Source organism: Pseudomonas alvandae (genome assembly GCF_019141525.1).
In the GTDB taxonomy this organism is placed as follows: Bacteria; Pseudomonadota; Gammaproteobacteria; order Pseudomonadales; family Pseudomonadaceae; genus Aquipseudomonas; species Aquipseudomonas alvandae.
This window is the reverse complement of sequence record NZ_CP077080.1, coordinates 2,965,046-2,985,684: the sequence shown is the minus strand read 5'-3', so window position 1 is coordinate 2,985,684 and position 20,639 is coordinate 2,965,046. Positions and strand designations below refer to the sequence as shown.

Below are 20,639 nucleotides of genomic sequence, written 5' to 3'. Positions count from 1 at the left end.
AAAGTTCCATTCACGAGCAAAAGTATTCAGAATCGGCGCCGATAAAGAGGTGTCGACCAAAAAAACTGGCGACATCTCTCTAGTTGATGTACGCCATTTGCGAGGTGAGCAATGGGCCCAGTCGTTACCGCACGTCCTCCCCAAACCCTTTACGTGACCATTCGTCGCGACGAATTACGCCTGCTGAAAGAAGAGCGTGATCTGCTGCTTGATGAAGTGACGCAGTTGCGCTTGCAGTTGCAACACGCACAGCTTCCCTACCAGGGCCAGGCTTTGGCTCGCTGAACCCACCTGTCACGGAGGCAAGGCAGTTGAAGTGACACCGGGCAAGCCGGTGTCACTTCAAAAAGCTCCTCGCCACAAGCAATTCGTAACCAAAAAACTCACAAAGTTTTCACATCCTCCCCTTAATACTCCCGCGCACTGAATTATTTCGTCGAATGCCATGAGCACCAATCCGGTGCCAGAAGCTTCGTCGATGAGGGCTGGAGCGCTTGATGAGTGTGTTCAAACGCAGCAAAACGACTGCGAAAGGTTTCGACTGGGCCGGGCTCGGCTGGCTGTTTCTATTCTTCTGGTATTTTTCCGGCATCACCCAATTACTCATCCTGCTGAGCGACACCTCCGGCTTCACCGGCTTTCGCCAGGCCTTCGTGATGAGTGCCCTGTGGCTGGCGCCGATGCTGCTCTTCCCTACCCGCACTCGCCTGCTCGCCGCACTGATCGGCGTAGTGCTGTGGGCGTGCTCCATGGCCAGCCTGGGCTATTTCTTCATTTATCAGCAGGAATTTTCCCAAAGCGTCATCTTCATCATGTTCGAATCGAACGTGGCCGAAGCGGGCGAATACATGACCCAGTATTTTGCCTGGTGGATGGTGCCGGCATTCCTCGCCCACACATTGGTGGGCTATTTCCTCTGGACCCGTTTGCGCCCGGTTTATCTGCCGCGAGGCCAGGCCATGGTCGCCGCCGCCGTGATCATGGTCGCCGTGGTGGGTTATCCATTGATCAAGCAGACCCTGCGCACCGGCACTCTCGCCCGCGGCCTGGAGAAATTCGAGGATCGCATCGAGCCGGCAGTGCCGTGGCAGATGCTCGTGGCGTACCGTCGCTACACTGAACAGCTGGAGAACATGCAAGGCATGCTTCACAGCGCCAGCACCATCGCGCCCCTGAGCAACCTCAAGGACACCATGGCCAACCAGCCCGCAACGCTGGTGCTGGTCATCGGTGAATCCACCAACCGCCAGCGCATGAGCCTCTACGGCTACCCGAGGGAAACCACGCCGGAACTGGACAAGCTCAAGGACCAGCTCGCGGTGTTCGACAATGTCATCACCCCGCGCCCGTACACCATCGAAGCGCTGCAGCAGGTGTTGACCTTCGCCGACGAAGAAAACCCGGACCTCTACCTGAGCACGCCATCGCTGGTGAGTATGATGAAACAGGCCGGCTACAAGACCTTCTGGATCACCAACCAGCAGACCATGACCAAGCGCAACACCATGCTGACGACCTTCTCCCAACAGGCCGACGAGCAGGTGTACTTGAACAACAACCGCAACCAGAATGCCGCCCAGTACGATGGCGACGTGATCGAACCGTTCAACAAGGCATTGGCCGATACCGCGCCGCGCAAGCTGATCGTGGTGCACCTGCTCGGCACGCACATGAGCTATCAGTACCGTTATCCGCCGACCTTCGACAAGTTCACCGATCGCCAAGGCGTACCGGCAGGCGTGCGTGACGACCAGGTCCCGACCTACAACAGCTACGATAACGCGGTGCTGTACAACGACTTCGTGGTGTCCAGCCTCATCAAGGACTATGCCAAGACCGACCCCAACGGTTTCCTGCTGTACCTGTCGGATCACGGTGAAGACGTATTTGATTCGCCGGGGCATAAGACCCTGGGGCGCAACGAGGGCAAGCCAACGGCGCCGATGTATACCATTCCATTCATGGCCTGGGCCTCGCCGAAATGGCGCGAAGCCCATGACTGGAACCTCGCCGGCGACTTGGGACGCCCCTACAGCAGCTCGCACCTGATCCATACCTGGGCGGACATGGCCGGCTTGAGCTTCGACGAACTGGACCGCAGCAAAAGCCTGGTCAGCGATGCGTTCAAGGCCAGGCCACTGTTGATCGGCAATCCGTACCAGAACCAGCACAAGGCCTTGATCGACTTCAGCCTCATGAAACCCACGGGGCCAGCGGGACAGGTCGTACAGAAATAATCGGAGCTGGTTGAAGCCCGCTGTTACAGGGGTTTGATCCAGAACTGCATGAGGCCGTGGGCCGGATCGAACATGCCGGGGGCAAATCCGAACTTGGCGTAACTGGCCTGGGCCACGGCATTGCCTTCCAGCACCTCCAGGGTGATCTTGCAGCATCCGCGCTGGCGAGCGATGTCTTCGACTTTGCGCAGCATCTTCTGACTCAGGCCCAGCCCGCGAAACGCCGGCATCACGGCAACGTCATGGACATTCACCAAAGGCCGGCAGGCAAAGGTGGAAAAACCCTCGAAGCAGTTGATCAACCCCGCCGGTTCGCCATTGACGAACGCCAGTACGCTAAAGGCATGGGCGCGCTTGGCCAGTTCTTCAGGCAAGTGCGCAAGCACCTCGGCCGGCAGCGAATGACCTCCCCCCATCGGGTCCTCGGCATAGCCGTTGAGCACATGACAGATCGCTTCCGCGTGGACCGGATTGGTGTAGCTGGCTTGGAGTACAAGGATGTCCTTGGCTTCTTCCATGATTGTTCCATCTCGTTTCGATAAGGCCGGCGGCGTGGTCGCCGGCAGGGTTCAGGTCAGGCGAACTGACCGAAACGTTGCAATTGCATTTCCTGGAGGCGACTGAGGGTACGGCGAAACGGGAATTGCAGATAGCCCTCGGTGTACAACTGGTCCATCGGCACCTCGGCCGACAGGTACAACGGCACCTTGCGGTCATAACATTCGTCGACCAGGGCGATGAACCGCCGCACGCCGTCGTCGTGAACCGACAACTGCGGCAGTTCGCGATCACCGGCCTCGACCCGCTCGATCCCGTCTTCGGTGCCACGGGCAATGCGCCCTTCGCGCTGCTCGGCGCTCAGGTTGGGCACGTCGCTGAGCAGGATCGCCTTGAAACGGTCGCACAGCGCCATGAAATCCACCGCCGAAAACGGCTGTTCGCACAGGTCCGGGTAACGACTCCACAGCACCGTGTCGCTGGCCTGCACCGGCACGACCAGGCGATGGCCCACCTCGACCGGCGCGCTGCTCGACGCCTGCCCCGCGCTCAACCTAGCAAACACATCCGCCAATGGATCGACCAGGCCGGGATCGCGCAGCCAATAGCGCTGTTGCAAGACACCCGGATGCTGGCGATGGTCCTGCCAGCCATTCACGGGAACGACCTGCATGTACTGCTTGATCGCGGCAATGGTCGGCAGGAACCGCTCACGATTGTGGCCATTGGCGTAGAGCTCGTCGGGCGGCAGGTTGGACGTGCTGACCACGACCATGCCCAACTCGAACATCACCTGGAAGAGACGACCCAGGATGATGGCGTCGCCGATGTCGGTGACGAACAGTTCGTCGAAACACAGCACTCGCACCTCGCGACTCAACTCGCGGGCCAAGGCCTGCAACGGGTCAGGCGTGCCGGTGAGCTGGAATGAGCGCTGGTGGACCCAGGCCATGAAATGGTGAAAGTGTTGGCGACGGGCTGGAACCTCGAGGCTTTCGTAGAAGCGATCCATGAGCCAGGTCTTGCCGCGCCCTACCGGGCCCCAGAGATACACACCCTTGATCGACTTGCGGCCTTCGTGCAATGCCTTGTGACACTGCTCCAAGGCCATGATGGCCAGCTCCTGGGCTTCATCCTGGACGAAACCGTGATGTTCGATGGCATGTTGCCAAGCGCTCAAGGGGGATTTGGAAATCATGCGACCCAGGTCCGGAAGGCGAAGGTGCGGAGTATGCCATGCAGCGCAACCCGGTGAGCGTTTCACTGCCTATGGTTCACCCCAAACCTTGTGGCGAGGGAGCTTGCTCCCGCTCGGTTGCGCAGCGACCGCAAGATTTTTTGGGACTGCTGCGCAGCCCAGCGGGAGCAAGCTCCCTCGCCACAGCTTCGCTCCTACTTCTCATACAGAAATATCCAACCGGCTGATCTTGCCCTGCTCATCGAGCCGGAACGTGTAGCGTAACTCCAGCGGACTGCCGGGGAAGGTTCCCGAGATCAGGTTGTGGACCAGCACCCTCCCGGTGCGCTGCTGAACGTCGAGGACTTCGACCCGCGGCTGGTAACGTCGCGCGGTGTCCTCCATCCATTGGGCGATGGCCTGGGTACCGACCCGGTGATGGCCCTCATCGAAAACGTTGGCATTCTCGGCAAAGAAACGCGTCGCCGCCGAGCTGTCGCGGGCGTTGGCCGCGGCGATATAACCGGCAATGGCCGGAGCAAGGGAAGAGACGGGGTTGGACATGTCAGGGCTCCTTGTTGTATCGATCCGCAGCCATGCTAAAACAGTGTCATGTCAGTTTTTGTCAGGAGTGAAACGCCCCGCTTCATCCAGGTTCATCAGTGCAAACCAGGCTCGCAACAAGTCACTGCGCCGGCCCGGATAACGCTCACCCTGGGCCGTCGCGGCAGCAATCCGGTCGGTGCGAAAGGTCCGATAGGCACCGCGCAACTCACACCAGGCCACCACCACCCGGGCCTCGTTGAAAAATCCCAGGGCCAGGGGCCAGATCAAGCGTTGGCTCGGGTTCTTGTTCACGTCGGCGTAATCGATATGCAGCTTGGCCTGAGTGCGAATGGCTTGGCGGTAGACGTTCAGGTCGACGATGTTCTGAGGGTAGCCATAACCCGGGGGGCCCGGCAGTACCGTCGGGTTATGCAAGGCGTCCCGCAAACCGGGCGCCAGCACGGCATCGACCTTCGCCAAGGCGTCGGCGGCGGCCTTGCCCAGCACCTCATCGCCGCGCTGGTCGACGTAGCGCAAGCCCAGCACGATGGCTTCGATTTCATCGGCGGTGAACATCAAGGGGGGCAGGAACAGCCCGCTGCGCAACACATAGCCGATGCCCGCCTCGCCCTGGATCGGCGCGCCCATCGCCGTGAGTTCGGCGATATCGCGATACAGCGTGCGCTCGGACACCTTCAACTCGCTCGCCAATGTCGCGGCGGTGACCGGGCATCGCTTGCCCCGCAAGACTTGCAGCAACGTGAGCAGCCGAGTGGTTCGCGACACGATAGAAAAAGATCCGAAGGAAATTCGCAGCAGATTAGCAGAGGCTGGTGTCAGAAACTGTCAGGAGGACGGTACTCCCGCCACGGATGATGCTTCCACCCAGTGTTATTGTTGTGCCCCACAGTCCCGATGAGAAAATCTCCATGCGCAAAATCCTCGGTTTGTCTCTCATCCTTGCGGTACTCGGCCTGAACGCCTGCGCCCTGTTCCAGCATCGGGACCCACTGAATATCAACGTGGTCGGCATCGAACCATTGCCCAGCCAGGGCCTGGAGCTGCGTTTTGCGGTGAAGCTGCGCCTGCAGAACCCCAACGAGACCACCATCGACTACAACGGCGTAGCGCTGGACCTGGAGGTCAACGGTCATACCCTGGCGACCGGGGTCAGTGACCAGACCGGCTCGATCCCGCGTTTTTCCGAAGGCATCCTGAGCGTACCGGTGAGCATTTCGGCTTTCTCGGTGTTGCGCCAGACACTGGGCCTGAGCCAGACCCAAAGCCTCGACAACCTGCCTTATGTACTCAAGGGCAAACTCGCTGGCGGACTGTTCGGCACGATGCGCTTCGTCGACCGCGGAACCCTCGACTTGCCCGGATCCACGGCCGCCTGGTGATCACCCGGTAAAACGCACGCCCGGCTTGGCGCGCTCATCCACCACCAGTTCGAACACATCCGGCCGGGCATAGTGACCCACCACGTCGTAGTCATAGCGCGCCCGCACCAGCTCGTCGGTATCGATTTCAGCGGTCAACAACCCGGCAGAGCCCTTCAACGGTCCGGCCAACACATCCCCCATCGGCCCGACAATCACGCTGCCGCCCGCGATCAAGGGCCGCTCCGCAGGCCAGTTCGCCACGTCGATGCCCAGCGCCTGCGGTGACGCCTGGACCTGGCAGGCACTGACCACGAAACACCGTCCTTCGTGGGCGATATGACGCATGCTCACCTGCCACATCTCCCGTTCATCCACCGTCGGCGCACACCAGACGTCCACGCCTTTGGCGTACATGGCCGTGCGCAGCAGCGGCATCATGTTCTCCCAGCACACCGCCGCACCTACGCGCCCGACCTGGCTGTCGATCACCGGCAACGTCGAGCCGTCGCCCTTGCCCCAGATCAGTCGCTCAGTGCCGGTGGGCATCAACTTGCGGTGCTTGGCCACCAGGCCTGCGTCCGGTTCGAAATACAGCGCGGTGCAGTACAAGGTATTGCCAGCACGCTCAATGACACCCAGTACCAGGCTGGCCCCGGTGCGCGCGGACAAGCCGGCCAACGCCTCCGTCTCGACGCCCGGCACGTCGATGGCGTTGGCGAAGTAGCGCGCAAACGCCTCGCGCCCTTCCGGCAACCGATAACCCAACTGGGTTCCGAAACCCTCGCCCTTGGGATAGCCGCCCAACAGCGCCTCGGGCATCACCACCAAACGAGCGCCAGCTTCACGAATGGCCTCTTCGTAGGAGAGAATCTGCGCCAATGTTTCGGCTTTGCCCCCCGGCAACGAGCCGATCTGCAGGGCAGCGACGATGGATTTAGGCATGGTCTTGAACTCCGTGATTTCAGGTGTTGCCGATTCTCCAGTGTCGACGGATCATGAATAAAGCCCAGCACGCTGCTAAAAGATATGAACCAAATGAATATCGCCGACGTAGACCTGAACCTGCTGAAAACCTTCGAAGCGTTGCACGACGAATCCAGCGCCAGCCGCGCGGCCCTGCGCCTGGGCGTGACTCAGTCGGCTATCAGCGCCGCGCTGCGCAGGCTTCGAGGGCTATACGACGATCAACTGTTCGTGCGCACGGGCCGCGGCCTGGCCCCGACGCTGCGGGCCAATCAGTTGAAGCCGGTGATCAGCGATGCGCTGGACAAATGCCGGCAAAGCCTGGCGATGGTCGATCCGGGCGCCAGCCACTATGAGGGCCGCTCCGTCATCGTCGGGTTATCCGATGATTTCGAGATCGCCCATGGGCGGCGCCTGATCGAGGAAGTGGCGCGGCGAGCGCCGGGCCTGCGCTTGATTTTTCGCCAGACCCACAGCCAGATAGTCGGGCGCGCCTTGATGGAGCGCAGCCTCGACCTGGCAATCACGGCGGGAGGGTTTACCGAACGGCTGCTCAGTCGCCAGGTCTTGGGAGAAGGTGACTACGCCTGCCTGGTGGATCCGGCCAGCCTCGAGGAAGGTGAGCAGGGCCTGAGCCTGGAGGCCTTCGTGGCCCGTGAACACCTGCTGGTGTCGTCCGGCGGCTTCATCGGCATCACCGACGAAGGGCTGGCCGGGCTCGGCCTGCGTCGGCGTGTCTGTGCCTCGACCACTCACTTCGCGGCGCTGCCGTTCCTGCTCAAGGGCAGCCAGGCCGTGGCGACGATCCCGGGCCATGCCGCCAAGGCCATCGCGGCCCTCAGCGGCCTGGCATTGCTGCCCTGCCCGCTCGCCTTGCCCCGCTACCCCATCGAACTGGGATGGCGAACCCACACGCCGATGGACCCGGCCGCCAGCAAAGTGCACGAAGCGATCGTCGCCACCTTCGCTTGAATGTTTATTTATTGGCGGCCATCAGCCGGTTGACCTCGCTGCGCACCATGTTGGCGTACTCCGGAGGCGACATGCCGTCCAATTCCGCACGCACCCATTCGGCCCATTTGCCCTTGCGCTTGGAACGCTCGCCAAACAACCGGGCAGCGTCGCCCTTGGCCTTGCCCAGGTTGTTTTGCCACAACTCGAAGAGCCGGGATTTTTCGTCCTCCAGCGCCGCACGCTCGGCCAGGGACTTGTCAGCCAGATTGAAACTCATGGGGGATTACCTGTTGCGTAAATAGGCGCCATCTTACACCTTGAGCGGAAACGTCTTAACCACGATTTTAACTGCGCCAGCATGACGCACGCCCAATGCTGCAACTTTCAAGCAAGCGCAACACTCCACTGTTCACTGCCATCATCCTCAAGGAGTACCTCAATGGCTCGTAGAAGCGTCGCGCAACCGAACGGAGAGCAAATCAAGGATCAAGCCTTCAGCGAACTGAAAGCGTTGATCGAGGAGTCGGAGAAGTTACTCAAGAGCAGTGCCGCCCTGGTGGGTGAAGATGCCGAGGACCTGCGCGGCCAGATCGCCCAGAAGCTGCAACAGGCCCTGGACGCAGTCGCCAGCGCTCGGGAGCGCACGCGACCGATGGTGGATGCGACGGAAGTCTACATAGGCGGCCATCCGTGGCAGACCGTCGCGATTTCCGCAGGCTTCGGGCTGGTGGTGGGGTTGTTGCTCGGGCGTCGCTGAGCGCCGGTCCATGGCGAGGGAGCGTACTCTCTCGCCACAAAAACAATCGTTTGCGGTTTACAGTCCGGCCAATTCGCGCAACTGCGCCAGCGTCTGCTCGTCCAGCGTGATCCCCTGCTCATTGGATTTGCTGCGCTCACGGTGCCGACGATCACCTGGCAAGCGGCGCAATCCCACACCGTGCATCTGCCTGACCAGTTCCTGGCTACGCTCGGCGAAACCTTGCCCGGCGGCCTTGCTTGGGTCGATCACGATCAGCAGTTGCCCAGTCCATGGCGTCTTGGCGCCCGGGTGATTGTGCCAATCGAATTCGAAAGAAAAATTCCCGCCGGTCAACGCTGCTGCCAGCAACTCGACCATCATCGACAGCGCCGAGCCCTTGTGCCCGCCAAACGGCAGGAGCGCGCCACCCTCCAGGATTGCCTTCGGGTCACAGGTCGGCTGGCCAAGGCTGTCGACGCCCATGCCGGGTGGCAAGCGCTCGCCTTTGCGCGCGGCGATCTGTACATCACCGTGGGCAATGGCGCTGGTGGCCAGGTCGAAGACGATCGGCTCGCCCCCGGCGCGTGGCGCGGCGAAGGCGATGGGGTTGGTGCCGAACAGCGGGCGGTCCGCGCCATGGGGCACCACGCAGGTCATGCTGTTGACCACGCTCAGCGCCACCAGTCCCTCATAGGCAAACGGCTCGACATCCGGCCACAGCGCCGCGAAGTGATGGGAGTTGCGTATCGCCAGCACCGCAATTCCGGCGCTGCGGGCTTTTTCCACCAGCAGTGGCCGGGCAGCTTCCAGGGCGGGCTGGGCAAAACCGTTGCAAGCGTCCACCCGGACGAACCCGGAGGCGACGTCTTCGACCACCGGCACCGCTTGGCCATCGACCCAACCGCTGTTCAGCGTCGAGACATAGCCGGGTATGCGGAACACGCCATGGCTGTGGGCACCGTCACGCTCGGCCGCGGAACAGTTCAGGGCCAGGGTGCGGGCGACATCGGCCGAGGTGCCATGGCGTTTGAAAACCAGCTCCAGCAGATCCGCCAAAGCGTCGAAGGATAAAGTGCAAGAACCGGCATGATCGGGTAGCGCGGACATCTGAAGCTCCTGATGGATTTATTGGAGGTAGCAACAGCGCAAGAGAAAGACCAGGTGATTAAACACCGCTGCACGAGCGCGCTGTCAACCGTTGTAGAAGTCCTTCGAAACCCCACGAGGCTGACAGGCCTCCCAACCCTACGTGCGGTAACTATGTACCGCCTCTGCTCATTCATCGCTCCCTAGTCTGGCCGCTTCATAGACCTGGGCGCCGCCCTGCGACGCCACGACCGAGAAGCGACGATGAGTACAGAAACCACGCCACTCCTGTTCCCCGAGGTACTGGCCGCCAGATACCTGCAAGACTTGAAGGCAGGCCATGGATTGACGCAGGCAGAGCTCGACTGGCTGCAAAATGCATCCCTGTCCAGCCACACGCTGCGCCAAGCCCAAACGCCGCAGATGATCGCCGAAACGATTCTATTGGCAGGCGACTCAAAACCGCCCATTCCGCTGGCCGGCTGCTTCGCCCTGCGCAGGCCTGCACAAGACGACGGTTCGCAAGGCGACCCCGCTTTTCTGTATACGCCTTGGGATGGAATCAAAAGGTTCGACGCCCCCAAATCACTCGAGGACAACATTGCCCAAGTACTGAGAAAGCCCTTGGAGCGCGACAAGCTGTTCAGTCTCCTGTCGATGGTCCAACGCAGCGAATTGAATGGCGCGATCGCTATCCAGCAGAGCCGAAGAACCATTGATGGCGATATCTTCAAAACCCAAATCGAATCCATCGAAGATGCCCAGGACCTTAATGCCTCGTCCATGGTGAAAGAGCTGATCGCACTGCCCTCGCTTGTCTCGATGGTGGACCAGGTGTTGAAGGAAGTCCTGCCGAACCTTGACCCCAGGCAAATTCGCATCGCGCTTACGAAGACTGATCAACCGCAAGCGGTGAAGCCGGTCAAGGTCACCGAGAGCATTGCGCTGAGCGATGCTGTACTGGTCTATTTTCACAACCGAGGATGGCCTGCCGGGCACGATATTGATCTGACTCATCCCCGCTCCCCTGCCTCCAGCTACACCGCGCAAGCGTGGGAAACCAAAATTCGGGAAACGGCTACGAAACTCATTCCGAAACTGACCGACTGTATTACTGAGTTCTGGGATGCCCTCGGCCCGCTCTACATCACTCGCCGTAAATTTCTTTCCCAAGTCATTCATGACCGCCTGTTGGCGACTATTTTCGTCGAACGGGAAAAAGAGGACCTGACCGACGCGCAAAGCGGGGAATTGCTTCGGCTGCTGAGGCCGTCTCGCCGGGATGAACCTCTGCTGTCCATCGAAACAGTACGTCTTTGGGAATATGAACCGAACTACGTGGAACTGGCCGGCAGCTTGAAGATCAGCGGCAAGGAAAACTATCTGGTTACGCCTCACCAAGGCCTATTGAAAGTAAACAGTTATCTCGACTTTAAAGAGACGCTGTTTGATACCGACGAGCAAAAAAATGCGATCTATGAACTCCTGAGCCTGGATGAGCGCAACCGGTTCCTGCAATTTGACCAGCCGCAGATTTCAGGCAAGCCCATAAACTTGCCGGTCGCCGAGTCCCTGGCCAACACAATCATTGATAAGCAGCGTGTGAACCTGCGATATGCGCTGGAAATGTCCCGCCAGGCCGAAGTGGATATCCATGCGCTCGTTGATAAAGCGCTCGACATACGCGCGTTTATCCATAAAGACCTGCTGAAGCAGACAGTCACCGGACATTGGGGCACCCAGCCTACGTTCTACGGAAAACTGCGGCCTTCAACGTACATGGCCGACCAAATGCAACGAAAGGCGACGACGTATGAGGAGATCGAAAGCGGCGTCGACGAGCTTCTCACTCGGATGTCCGTCACCAAGGTGACTGATTTGAGCGTTGAGCTCGACAAACTGCGTACGAAACTCACCAGTGCCTTTTCATTTGGCATCCGTGCAGAAGCCGAGCTTAGGGCGTCCAATGCAACCCTGCCATCGATTGTAAATGAACTGATCGAAACGGTTTTTGAGTTCGACAATGATTATCCGCAGCGCGAGGACCGCAAAGGAGTCCGGGGATTTCGACCCGACGTCTATTCGTTGAGACTGTCCTGCAAATCAAACGATGTGACTGTTTTCCAGTCGCTCGCCAATTGCTTCCTATTGACCGAACGAGGAGGACTGGACACACCTCATTCGGGCATGGCGATTCTCTGGACACCCGCTGACGGACTGCAGGCTTTCAGCTCGGTCGAGGTCGCTACACAACAATTGAATCGGCAACTGCTCGACTCCCAGAGGCGTTTCGGCTTGCTTGTCAATTTGAAGACAGCCGAACGCAAGCCCCATCGACATTACCAACTTGAAGACTTTGAACTGGTCACCGGTAATGTGCTTCTGAATCGAATGAACTCGTTCATTAGCCACTTGGTGGCTGAATATGGTTATCTCACCATCTTGAAGATCGGGAACAGCGAACTGACACCGTCGGAGTTGAACGATAGTCTTCAAGCGCTCTTGAAGAATGGGGCACCCACCAACCTGAAACGCGCCCTGTCCATTGCCCGGGCATACGGGCGGCAGCAGAAACTCCCCGCCTGGCTGGGCACGGCGCCCCTTGAAGAGCAACGCCTGCACATCGAAATACTCGAGCAATACAGGAACAGCACCGCTGAAGGCAAGGACTACCTGGACGGCATCGAGTCTCTGCGCAGTTATGTGCAGAAAAGACTGAAGACGTTAATGGACAAGCGCTTCCCGGGAAAAAAACTGAACCCGGAGACCATTCAAATCACGCCAAGGCTTGCGATTGTCGGGCCAGCCTGCTCCTTGACGGATTTTGCGCTGCAACACAAAGAGGTGACCGAAAAAGACTTCACGGTTTCGTCAACATCGACCGAGAAACTGCCGGACGGTTTTAACGAGGCAGCCGTCAGGGCTCTTCTGTCATCGCTGGATATTTCTACCACCTATAAAACAAGCGTTAGCCGGGTACTCACTGGCGACGCGGGGAACGTCCAGCCCAACAGTCGACGCTTTGCCCAGCAGTTACCTTGGCAACTGCTTCAATATGCCCATGCGAGGTATCTACAACAATACCTGTCCCCGGCAGCCTTCGACCTTGTCCGCCAAGTACTTGACATGCCGGACGCGATCGCGCGCCGGGCGGTAAAAGGCACCCAAGCGCTTATTCGGCCCCTGGAATTGATCACGACCCAGGGAGCCACGGCGGTGAAGGCATTGGGGCTTTATTTGATCAGTTCAAGCACCGCGCCAACCGGCTCCCATATCCTTTACTCCCCCTACTACGAAGGTCATCAGCTCACCGAGTTCAAGGATGAGGCGAGTGTCGTCGCGGCCTTCAATCAGCCCGGTTTGCTGCAGAACCTGCTGATTCGCCGCCTGCCCGAGGCGCAGCAAGCCACCTTCAAGAATCTTTTTGCCGCTACCCTGGGGCAAACATCGGAAATCACCCTGGCTTCGAATCCGATTAACACTAATATGCTTGACGAGATCTACAAGGATAACGCGCAGCTGATATCGAACTTGTTCACCTCGCAAAACCAAGACAATGGCTCGTTCGACTGGTCGACGGTCGTGCACCTGCTCAGTTCTGGCGCAAAGCTGATAAGAAAAGACTTGCCTGCCAAACTCAACTTCCTGGAAACGCTTCGGGAGAGTTACGAGGACTTCAAGGCCTCATCCGAAGCCTTGCAAGAACATGACTATAAAGCGGGCCTGTACGACTTTATTGCCGGCGCGGCAGAGATGGTGTCATTGGGCTTCTTGAATCGCGACGATACGTTTGGCCTTCTGGACCCCATCGAGCCGAGCACCAGTAACCCGACACAGTCGGCCTGGAAAGATATCGCAAGCACCTCGGCGAATCGCACCGATCTGCAAGTGTTCGAAGCCACCAACATAAGCCTCGCGAACCTGCAGAAAAACGCTGTGGATGGCACCTTCAGGTCACTGGCAACCAGCAGACTTTATGTCCCCCTGGCCGGCAAAGTCTATCAGGTCGCCAAATACGACCAAACCTGGCGCATCGTTCGCGGTGAGTCCCAGGGACCAGTGCTCAAGCGCTCTTCTGACGGCGAGACCTGGGTAATCGATACCGAGCGCCAGACCATCCACTTTGGCAAGGCTGCGTCGAAACTGTCCGTCGTCTACAGCGACTTGAGAGCCAAGGGAGAACTGAATATCGAAGCCAGGGGAATGGCTGAAATACAGAGGAAGTACCCAAGCCGCGCCAAAATGATTGTTCAGGCGTTGGAAACAGCAAGGTTCTATACATCCAATGCCCTCCATAACCTCGGGCATCTGAAGCGACTGGTTCTTCCAGGCTCGCGGATGGATACCTATCTGACCACCATGTTCGGGGTAAACAGCGTCGACGCCAGGCTTCTCGGCAAAATAGAAAAAGCAATTTCACCGATATGCCGGGCATTGGCCAACCCCACTTGGGGAAAACAGAATGGGGAGCGCTTTGTAGTCGGCCATTTAAAATATCTGGAGGATAGGGCCACAGCCTTTGTGTTCGACGGCTCGGGCGCCAAAAGGATTTATCTCACCCAATTCTTTTTCCACATGAAACTGGGTTGGTATAGATCCGCCGTACCACAGCCCTTCGATGTTGACGCCCATGGTCAAGGAGCGGTCATTATTCATGAGATGTCCCATCTGCTTACGCACACGATCGATATCATCTACCTGGACACCATGAATCCCTTTCTGGATTTGATCTCGACGGTAAGCCACCTCGGACAGAAGAAATACGACGAGCAAAAAGAGTTGCAGGAGGAAGGTCTTTCGCTGGCTACGCCAAAATCCAAGTTGTTCACCGACTGGGATGAGACAACCAACACCTACAAAAGCATTGATCAGTTGCCTGGACACAAGAAGGTTGCCAGGGAACTCCTGAAAACGACCGGTGCCCGGAACATGGACGCGGCACGGGATGCCTTCCTCGACCCGACTTCTGCAGACAAACGTATCGACGTCATCCTGCGCAACGCCGATTCCATTACGCTGCTGATCTGCGAGTTGGGACGCCAACTCGATCCGAGCCCTCCACATTGATCTTTTTTTCACGACGCTTATGAGACAGTCCGATGCAGGAGCGAATGCGCATACCTTTCAAACATGAGAAAAACCGGGCAGTTACTGCGCAAACGCCATCATCGCTGTTCTCGACAATGGCTCCCGAGGGTTAGAATGCGGCAAACCAGGAATCGTCAATGACCGAACGTACACTCTCGGAAGCCGAATACGACGCCATCACCGATGCGGCCGCGCATTGGTGCATGCGTTTGCATGCTGACGACTGCACGGATGCCGAACGGCTGGCGTTCGAGCATTGGCACGACGCTGATCCCCTGCACGCTTTCGAATACGAAGCCATGCTGGAGATCTGGGGCACGGCTGAACACCTGCCGCGCGTAGAACCCGCGCCTGCCGCTTCGAACCGTCGCCCTCGCACGCGCCAACTGGCCGTCGCCGCCACGGTGCTCGCGCTGGGCGTGCCCTTGGCGGCTTTCACCGGTTGGAACCTGGGCTGGGTGCCAAACACCTATCAACGATTCGAGGCGGGCGCGACCGGACGGCAGGTGACGCTGGACGATGGCAGCCAGGTGGAACTCAACTTGGGCAGCGAACTGGTGTTTGCCAATTACAAGCATGAACGTCGCGTGACGCTGAAAAAGGGCGAAGCTTTTTTTGACGTGAGCCACGACAAGCAGCATCCGTTTATCGTTCGGGCAGGCCAGGGCCAGGTGCGCGTGACCGGTACTCGTTTCAACGTTTGGTTGTATCAGGATCAGGTCAAGGTCACGCTGCTGGAAGGTTCGGTGTGGGTGACCAGCAACAAGGCCTCCAATGCCAACGGGGCGCAACTGTCGCCCGGCATGCAGGCGAGCTACAAGGCTGGCGACTACCAGCCGCAGGTCCGTGAGGTTTCCGCCGACGATAACTCGCTGGCGTGGCGCAATGGCAAACTTGTCCTCGACAACCTGGCCTTGTCCGACGCGTTGCCGCTGATCAACCGCTACCTCGATCATCCGGTCATGCTGGCCGACAACACCACCGGCACCCTGCGCATCGGCGGGATCTACAACCTCAACGAGGTGAAGAACCTCGTGCCATCGCTGCCCAAGGTGTTGCCGGTCTATCTGACCCAGAACAAGGACGGCAACCTGGTGCTGAACGCTATCGGCCCCCGACCGAGCAAAAACTGAAAAGCCGCGGCCCCTTCGGGTCGCGGCTTTTGTTCATGGCCCGCAATTAGTGCGTCACGACCCTGCTCACTGGCTCATCCTCTCGAATGGTCACTGCCTGATAATGCGGATCGGCCTTGATCTGCTGCTCGGTGAACGGCAACGCACTCAACTGTCGCTTTGAAAATGCCTGGGTCTGATCCACCGAATAAGGCGATGAAGGATCGCTGGAAAGCGAGAATGCCAGCAATCCCTGGGCCTTGGGACCGTTGCCATCAAACGTCACCACTTGCAGATAACTGGTGCCGCTGACCACCTCCCGCTTACCGTTCGCACCCGGCACACTCTGGATCGCATTGTAGATGCCCAACTCGCCCGGTCCGCCATGAATGGGGATGCGACGGTCAGCACGGCTGGCGACCTGAACATCCTGCCATCGGCTGTCAGCCGGAAGTCCGGCTTTTTTCACCGATTCCAGCGATGCGCGCATGGCCTGACGCAACGCCTCGGCAACGGAGGGCCGCTCGACTGCCAGGCCACGCGGGGTATGTTGTGGATCCTTCGGGTCGAACGCCACGCGCCAAAGGCCAGGCACCGGCTGCAACGCCTGCATGATCTGTTGGAAATGAACGAAACCCACGCCGGTGTCCAGGCTCGCGGTGCGATCCCAGCGTTTCAGGCGAGTGCACACCTCGGTTAAAGGCAGCGCGTCGGGCCCCAGGTCGGCGGCGCAAAAAGCCAGCAGGTCTGGCATGACCTGATCGGCCAGGTATACCTGATCGTCCATGACCAGACGCTGCAGGTCACTCGCTGTGACCGGTCCCGCCTTGGCCAATTGCGCCAGGCTGTCCAGGGCAAAACGCGCCCGCAGCCCCAGCGGCAGGTCTTGCTGGCTGACGACTGGCGAATAGCCGGACAAGGGCTGCGCGGGGTTGACCAGCCACGCCGAATCGTTGGAATTTTGCACATAGTCGCGACGCAGCAATTGCGGAAGTTTATCCGCTGCGAAGATGCCCTTCTGGGCAGCGCCGGCGTCCACGTCCCAGGCACATTCGCTGCGCGAGCCATCCAATACGATCAGTTTCTGCCCGGCCCTGGGGTCGCTGCAACGGGCGAGTTTATTGGCGTCGACGTTCGGCACCACGGACACATTCATGTACAGACTTTGTCCCTGATCGTCCACCGCCAGGGTGTTGACCCAGGGGATGCCCTGGATCCGCTGGACCGAATCCTGCAGGTCCTTGAGCGTGACGGCGCGGTTCATCGCGTACCACTGCGCCAGCACCCGGTCGTTTTCCAGGTTGGCATCGCGCAGGCTGTAGGCGAACCGGTTGTCCCAATCCAACTTCCCGGGCCATTGCACGATCGGCCCGAACTGCGAACCGTAGACCACCCGGGAAACCGGCTTGACCTGCCCATCGGCTTGCCTGGCGTCCACCGTGACCGTCTGTTGGCTCATCGGCACGGACTTGCCGTCCAGCAGATAGTGGGTCGGATCCTTGGGATCCAGTTGCAGGCGGTACAGCGTGAAATGCTTGGACGTGTCGACGGTATGGGTCCAGGCCAGGTGCTGGCTGAACCCGATGTTGATCATCGGCAGGCCCGGCAACGCTGCCCCCATGACGTCCAGCTTGCCCGGTATCGTCAGGTGCATCTGATAGAACCGCATGCCTCCCACCCAAGGGAAGTGCGGGTTCGCCAACAACATGCCACGCCCGTTGAATGACCGTTCGCTGCCGATCGCCAGGGCGTTACTGCCGCGCTCCAGGGCAAAGCGTTGTTGGTGTGCCGCCGCAACCGCGAAGCCGGACGTCGAAACGGCCGCCTGCGCGGTGGCCTTGGGCGGCTGCGCGCCGGCCAAGGCCTCGGCGAACTGGCCGACGCCGCCCTCCACCAGCAGGCGCCGGGTCAGCTTGACGAGATCCAGCGCGGTGATCGGCCGAACCCACTCGCTTGCACATTGTTCCGGCAGGCCTTTCGCCTTGCGTTCGGCCAGCGCACGGTTGTAGCCGGCGGCGTAACCTTCGACCAGTTGCTGGACCTGGGGCGTCTGGGCCTGCCAGAAACCGGACACCGCTTGTGGCGTATTGAGCCAGGTGAAGAACAGATCGCTGGCACGGTTTCCCCGCTGCTCGACAGTCACCTGCTCCGGGCCGAAATAGCGCGAGCGCTGCCCATTGACCGTCACGATCTCGTTGGCCAGCAGGCACAGGTTGTCCTGCGCATACGCATACCCGATGCCGTACCCCAACCCCCGCTCATCCTGGGCGCGAATATGCGGCACGCCAAAACTGGTGCGACGAATTTCGGCAGTGGCCTGCCCGGCCTCGCCTCGTGCGCTGACGACGGTACTCAAGCCCAGGGTCAACCCCAGCAAGGCACCGGCGAGACAAAACCTCGATAACTGCCCGGACATTCCCACATTCACTCCTGATCAAAAGCGCTCAAGAACCAGGGCCGTAGAAACCGGCGGCCTGGCCTGAAATACAACGGCGACGTGCTTGAACGCAAAAAGCACCTTCCTTGAGAACGAACCGGATGAAAAAAAATTAACGGCCCGGCGACCCGCCTCTACAGGGAATTGAGCGTATCCAGGCAATTTTTTCACATCATCCCCCTCATGATTGGCCGCTCTCGTTCGTCCTATTACAGGAGAGCATCCGATCTTTTCTGTCAGGCTGGTATGGAGTCTTTTACATGCATAACGCGCAAGTACCCAGGGAGGGTAAGCCAGGTTCGTCCCGTGTCACGCCGACCGCGTCCAATGGCGTCTTCGGGTCAGCGGAGCGAGGCAGCAACGAGCAGATCAAGCGCCTGCTCAAGAGCTACGGACTCAGGACGAGCCTGATTCGCCTGAAGGTCATCGACGCCTTGCTCAAGGCCGCCGATGAAAACCGTCGACTGGGTGTGCGAGGTGTTCACAGCCAGTTGTTGGGGTTGGACATTCCCTTGTCCTTCCTGAGCGTGCGCGAAGTCCTGAAGCGCCTGTGCAGCGAGGGCGTGGTCACGCTCAATCTCGATAAAAGCTACAGCTTGCATCACCAGGCCGTGGCCCGGCTCAGCGCCAGGGAATGAGCGGCGCTCAGGACTTGACCTTGCGCCGCATCACGCCGTTGATCACCACGACGATGACTGCCACGGCAATGGCGATGTATTGAAACAGCTGCTCGCTGATCATGCCCTTGCCTTGCATCCAGGACAGTCCGAGCATGATCGCCAGGACGACGACAACCACCAGAATCGAGTATTTCAAACGTTGCGAATGAGTCATTTGCCAGCTTCCTGAAGTAATTCGTTCTGCCTTTCACCCGTTTTCCAGACACCGTCTTGCCAGTGTCACGGGGCGATGCAGCGCCCTATGGTACCGCCGCCCGAGTAACACGCGCGACTGCGGTAGCGGGAAATCATCAACGGCTTCATCGGCCACCTGAATATTTACCATCTCGCTGCGTAATCTTCCTCTGAAGGACGCCTCCTACAAACACAAGCGCACTTTCCCCTGCCAACAAAGGTAAAGGCGTCTTCCGACCGTGCATATCGCCAACGTACTCTCGAAAAAGAAGTGATTTCTTCTTTTTTGAAACCAACGTTGGGAACCCATGCAAACTCAGCCAAGCACTCTTTCACCCCTTCGCGTGGCAGGCTTCTGCCTGGCGATCGCCCTGTTCGAATGCCTCACTTACATGGCCAGCGACCTGGTCATGCCGGCGATGCTCATGGTCACCCAGGACCTCGATGCGTCCCCGGACCAGATTCCCTACGCGTTCAACCTATATCTACTGGGCGGCGTCCTGTTGCCGTGGTTGATCGGCCCCCAGTCGGATCGCCAGGGACGACGCCCCTACATGCTCGTCGGTTGCGCCGGCTTCGTGCTGGCGTGCGCTGCGATCACCCAGGTCAGCAGCATGCACGGCTTCAATGGGCTTCGCCTGATCCAGGGAATGGGCCTGGGCTTCGTGATTGCAGTCAGCTATCCCGCCATCCAGGAAATATTCCCTGAATCCGCTGCCGTGAAAGTCATGGCGTTGCTCGGCAATCTCGCCCTGCTCTCGCCCCTGCTTGGGCCGTTGGCAGGCGGGCTGCTGTTGCAATGGTTGTCCTGGCGCGAACTGTTCATGTTGCTGGCCGGCCTCGGGCTGGTGAGCTGGCTGGCCCTGTGGTGGTTCATGCCTCGGACGATCCATGGGGTGCCCGCCCATGCTCGAGCCTCCAGTGTCGAAGCGTTCGACTTGCGTTCGCTGGTCCGGCGATACGGCGCCCTGCTCGGCCATGTGGGGTTCATGTCGGCCAGCGTCGCACTGGGGCTGATGAGCTTGCCGCTGATTGCCTGGATCGGTCTGTCGCCCCTGCTGCTGATCCAAGGCCAGGGCTTGTCTCCATTGGCGTACGGAATCTGGCAGGTTCCGGTTTTCTCGGCGGTCATCCTCGGTAATTTCATCCTCAATGCGCTGGTGGACCGGGTCGGTGTGCGCCAGGTGCTCCATTACAGCCTGTGGCCCTTTTGTGCCGGTCTGGTCGCGCTGATCGTCGCCAGCCCGTTCACCCTTTCGCTGCCCGTGTTGGTCGGTGGCCTGTCGCTGTACGCCATCGGGCTCGGCATGGGCAATGCAGCGCTGTATCGACTCGCCCTGTTCGCCAGCGACGACAGCAAAGGCCTGGTATCGGCCATGGTCGGGATGATTTCCATCGCGGTCATGAGCGCGACGGGCTCGCTGCTGGCCCTGCTGGGCGCCGGAGCGAGCCTGGAATCCTTCGCGCTGATGGTCGGCATCGCCGGTCTTGGCTGCCTGCTTGCCTTGCGCCTCTTCGCCTCGCGGCCAACCGCCCAAGTCTGAATTCGCTGCTCCAGAGGAATAC

Annotated in this window: 18 protein-coding genes; 9 read left to right on the top strand and 9 right to left on the bottom strand. The window is 59.6% G+C overall.

The genetic code is table 11. The features are described from left to right. Positions 1–111: 111 nt before the first annotated feature. Both KSS97_RS13385 and KSS97_RS13380 read left to right on the top strand, forming a co-directional pair. On the top strand, positions 112–285 hold the full coding sequence (locus tag KSS97_RS13385) for a DUF6026 family protein (protein WP_187293371.1): 174 nt from the start codon (positions 112–114) through the stop codon (positions 283–285). Positions 286–497: 212 nt separating this feature from the next. Continuing rightward, the gene (locus KSS97_RS13380) at positions 498–2,237 is read left to right on the top strand and encodes a phosphoethanolamine transferase CptA (RefSeq protein ID WP_030142717.1); all 1,740 of its coding nucleotides are present in this window, start codon (positions 498–500) and stop codon (positions 2,235–2,237) included. 23 nt (positions 2,238–2,260) lie between these two features. Here the strand turns inward: KSS97_RS13380 and KSS97_RS13375 are convergent, their stop codons facing one another. The 4 genes from KSS97_RS13375 to KSS97_RS13360 all read right to left on the bottom strand — a co-directional run bounded on the left by KSS97_RS13375 (position 2,261) and on the right by KSS97_RS13360 (position 5,244). Beyond that, on the bottom strand, positions 2,261–2,755 hold the full coding sequence (locus KSS97_RS13375; protein ID WP_217861870.1) for a GNAT family N-acetyltransferase: 495 nt from the start codon (positions 2,753–2,755) through the stop codon (positions 2,261–2,263). A gap of 56 nt (positions 2,756–2,811) precedes the next feature. Continuing rightward, positions 2,812–3,933 (bottom strand): cell division protein ZapE, encoded by a 1,122-nt coding sequence (gene zapE / locus KSS97_RS13370; protein ID WP_030142719.1) that lies wholly within the window; start codon positions 3,931–3,933, stop codon positions 2,812–2,814. A 201-nt stretch (positions 3,934–4,134) separates the two neighbouring features. Then, positions 4,135–4,476 carry a nuclear transport factor 2 family protein gene (locus KSS97_RS13365; protein ID WP_030142720.1) on the bottom strand — a complete coding sequence of 114 codons (342 nt, stop codon included), beginning with the start codon at positions 4,474–4,476 and terminating at the stop codon, positions 4,135–4,137. A 51-nt stretch (positions 4,477–4,527) separates the two neighbouring features. After that, a complete protein-coding gene (locus KSS97_RS13360; protein WP_217861869.1) occupies positions 4,528–5,244 on the bottom strand; it encodes a helix-turn-helix transcriptional regulator in 717 nt (238 codons plus the stop codon). 143 nt (positions 5,245–5,387) lie between these two features. Between KSS97_RS13360 and KSS97_RS13355 the strand changes: the two genes are divergently transcribed. Then, entirely contained in the window at positions 5,388–5,858 is a 471-nt protein-coding gene (locus tag KSS97_RS13355) for an LEA/WHy family protein (RefSeq protein ID WP_217861868.1), read from the top strand. Here the strand turns inward: KSS97_RS13355 and KSS97_RS13350 are convergent, their stop codons facing one another. Further along, a complete protein-coding gene (locus tag KSS97_RS13350) occupies positions 5,859–6,782 on the bottom strand; it encodes a carbon-nitrogen hydrolase family protein (RefSeq protein WP_198796966.1) in 924 nt (307 codons plus the stop codon). Positions 6,783–6,866: 84 nt separating this feature from the next. On the opposite strand from KSS97_RS13350, the gene KSS97_RS13345 reads away from it, so the two are divergent. Next, positions 6,867–7,775 carry a LysR substrate-binding domain-containing protein gene (locus KSS97_RS13345; protein WP_217861867.1) on the top strand — a complete coding sequence of 303 codons (909 nt, stop codon included), beginning with the start codon at positions 6,867–6,869 and terminating at the stop codon, positions 7,773–7,775. A 4-nt stretch (positions 7,776–7,779) separates the two neighbouring features. Here KSS97_RS13345 and KSS97_RS13340 read toward each other — a convergent pair whose 3' ends face one another. Then, entirely contained in the window at positions 7,780–8,034 is a 255-nt protein-coding gene (locus KSS97_RS13340; protein WP_030142725.1) for a hypothetical protein, read from the bottom strand. A gap of 162 nt (positions 8,035–8,196) precedes the next feature. Between KSS97_RS13340 and KSS97_RS13335 the strand changes: the two genes are divergently transcribed. Beyond that, positions 8,197–8,514: an ElaB/YgaM/YqjD family protein gene (locus KSS97_RS13335; protein ID WP_030142726.1), complete on the top strand. Its 318-nt coding sequence runs from the start codon at positions 8,197–8,199 to the stop codon at positions 8,512–8,514. Positions 8,515–8,571: 57 nt separating this feature from the next. On the opposite strand, the gene KSS97_RS13330 is transcribed toward KSS97_RS13335, so the two are convergent. Beyond that, a complete protein-coding gene (locus KSS97_RS13330) occupies positions 8,572–9,603 on the bottom strand; it encodes an Ldh family oxidoreductase (protein ID WP_217861866.1) in 1,032 nt (343 codons plus the stop codon). 243 nt (positions 9,604–9,846) lie between these two features. Between KSS97_RS13330 and KSS97_RS13325 the strand changes: the two genes are divergently transcribed. Then, positions 9,847–14,649 (top strand): dermonecrotic toxin domain-containing protein, encoded by a 4,803-nt coding sequence (locus KSS97_RS13325; RefSeq protein WP_217861865.1) that lies wholly within the window; start codon positions 9,847–9,849, stop codon positions 14,647–14,649. Positions 14,650–14,807: 158 nt separating this feature from the next. After that, complete coding sequence (locus tag KSS97_RS13320; protein WP_217861864.1) at positions 14,808–15,803, top strand: FecR family protein; 996 nt, start codon at positions 14,808–14,810, stop codon at positions 15,801–15,803. Positions 15,804–15,849: 46 nt separating this feature from the next. Here KSS97_RS13320 and pvdQ read toward each other — a convergent pair whose 3' ends face one another. Next, positions 15,850–18,198, bottom strand: coding sequence for a bifunctional acylase PvdQ (gene pvdQ, locus KSS97_RS13315; protein ID WP_217861863.1), 2,349 nt, complete (start codon positions 18,196–18,198; stop codon positions 15,850–15,852). Positions 18,199–18,479: 281 nt separating this feature from the next. Between pvdQ and KSS97_RS13310 the strand changes: the two genes are divergently transcribed. After that, positions 18,480–18,857, top strand: a complete 378-nt coding sequence (locus tag KSS97_RS13310) for a fe2+ zn2+ uptake regulation protein (protein WP_030142731.1) — start codon at positions 18,480–18,482, stop codon at positions 18,855–18,857. Between the two features lie 7 nt (positions 18,858–18,864). Here KSS97_RS13310 and KSS97_RS13305 read toward each other — a convergent pair whose 3' ends face one another. Further along, positions 18,865–19,053, bottom strand: a complete 189-nt coding sequence (locus tag KSS97_RS13305) for a hypothetical protein (protein ID WP_030142732.1) — start codon at positions 19,051–19,053, stop codon at positions 18,865–18,867. A 328-nt stretch (positions 19,054–19,381) separates the two neighbouring features. On the opposite strand from KSS97_RS13305, the gene KSS97_RS13300 reads away from it, so the two are divergent. Beyond that, entirely contained in the window at positions 19,382–20,617 is a 1,236-nt protein-coding gene (locus KSS97_RS13300; protein ID WP_217861862.1) for an MFS transporter, read from the top strand. The last annotated feature ends 22 nt before the right edge of the window (positions 20,618–20,639 follow it).

Bases quoted from the DNA above. Each gene is read 5' to 3' on its own strand.
- KSS97_RS13385 (WP_187293371.1), top strand. From the start codon at position 112: ATGGGCCCAGTCGTTACCGCACGTCCTCCCCAAACCCTTTACGTGACC.
- KSS97_RS13380 (WP_030142717.1), top strand. From the start codon at position 498: ATGAGTGTGTTCAAACGCAGCAAAACGACTGCGAAAGGTTTCGACTGG.
- KSS97_RS13375 (WP_217861870.1), bottom strand. From the start codon at position 2,755: ATGGAAGAAGCCAAGGACATCCTTGTACTCCAAGCCAGCTACACCAAT.
- zapE (WP_030142719.1), bottom strand. From the start codon at position 3,933: ATGATTTCCAAATCCCCCTTGAGCGCTTGGCAACATGCCATCGAACAT.
- KSS97_RS13365 (WP_030142720.1), bottom strand. From the start codon at position 4,476: ATGTCCAACCCCGTCTCTTCCCTTGCTCCGGCCATTGCCGGTTATATC.
- KSS97_RS13355 (WP_217861868.1), top strand. From the start codon at position 5,388: ATGCGCAAAATCCTCGGTTTGTCTCTCATCCTTGCGGTACTCGGCCTG.
- KSS97_RS13350 (WP_198796966.1), bottom strand. From the start codon at position 6,782: ATGCCTAAATCCATCGTCGCTGCCCTGCAGATCGGCTCGTTGCCGGGG.
- KSS97_RS13345 (WP_217861867.1), top strand. From the start codon at position 6,867: ATGAACCAAATGAATATCGCCGACGTAGACCTGAACCTGCTGAAAACC.
- KSS97_RS13340 (WP_030142725.1), bottom strand. From the start codon at position 8,034: ATGAGTTTCAATCTGGCTGACAAGTCCCTGGCCGAGCGTGCGGCGCTG.
- KSS97_RS13335 (WP_030142726.1), top strand. From the start codon at position 8,197: ATGGCTCGTAGAAGCGTCGCGCAACCGAACGGAGAGCAAATCAAGGAT.
- KSS97_RS13330 (WP_217861866.1), bottom strand. From the start codon at position 9,603: ATGTCCGCGCTACCCGATCATGCCGGTTCTTGCACTTTATCCTTCGAC.
- KSS97_RS13325 (WP_217861865.1), top strand. From the start codon at position 9,847: ATGAGTACAGAAACCACGCCACTCCTGTTCCCCGAGGTACTGGCCGCC.
- KSS97_RS13320 (WP_217861864.1), top strand. From the start codon at position 14,808: ATGACCGAACGTACACTCTCGGAAGCCGAATACGACGCCATCACCGAT.
- pvdQ (WP_217861863.1), bottom strand. From the start codon at position 18,198: ATGTCCGGGCAGTTATCGAGGTTTTGTCTCGCCGGTGCCTTGCTGGGG.
- KSS97_RS13310 (WP_030142731.1), top strand. From the start codon at position 18,480: ATGCATAACGCGCAAGTACCCAGGGAGGGTAAGCCAGGTTCGTCCCGT.
- KSS97_RS13305 (WP_030142732.1), bottom strand. From the start codon at position 19,053: ATGACTCATTCGCAACGTTTGAAATACTCGATTCTGGTGGTTGTCGTC.
- KSS97_RS13300 (WP_217861862.1), top strand. From the start codon at position 19,382: ATGCAAACTCAGCCAAGCACTCTTTCACCCCTTCGCGTGGCAGGCTTC.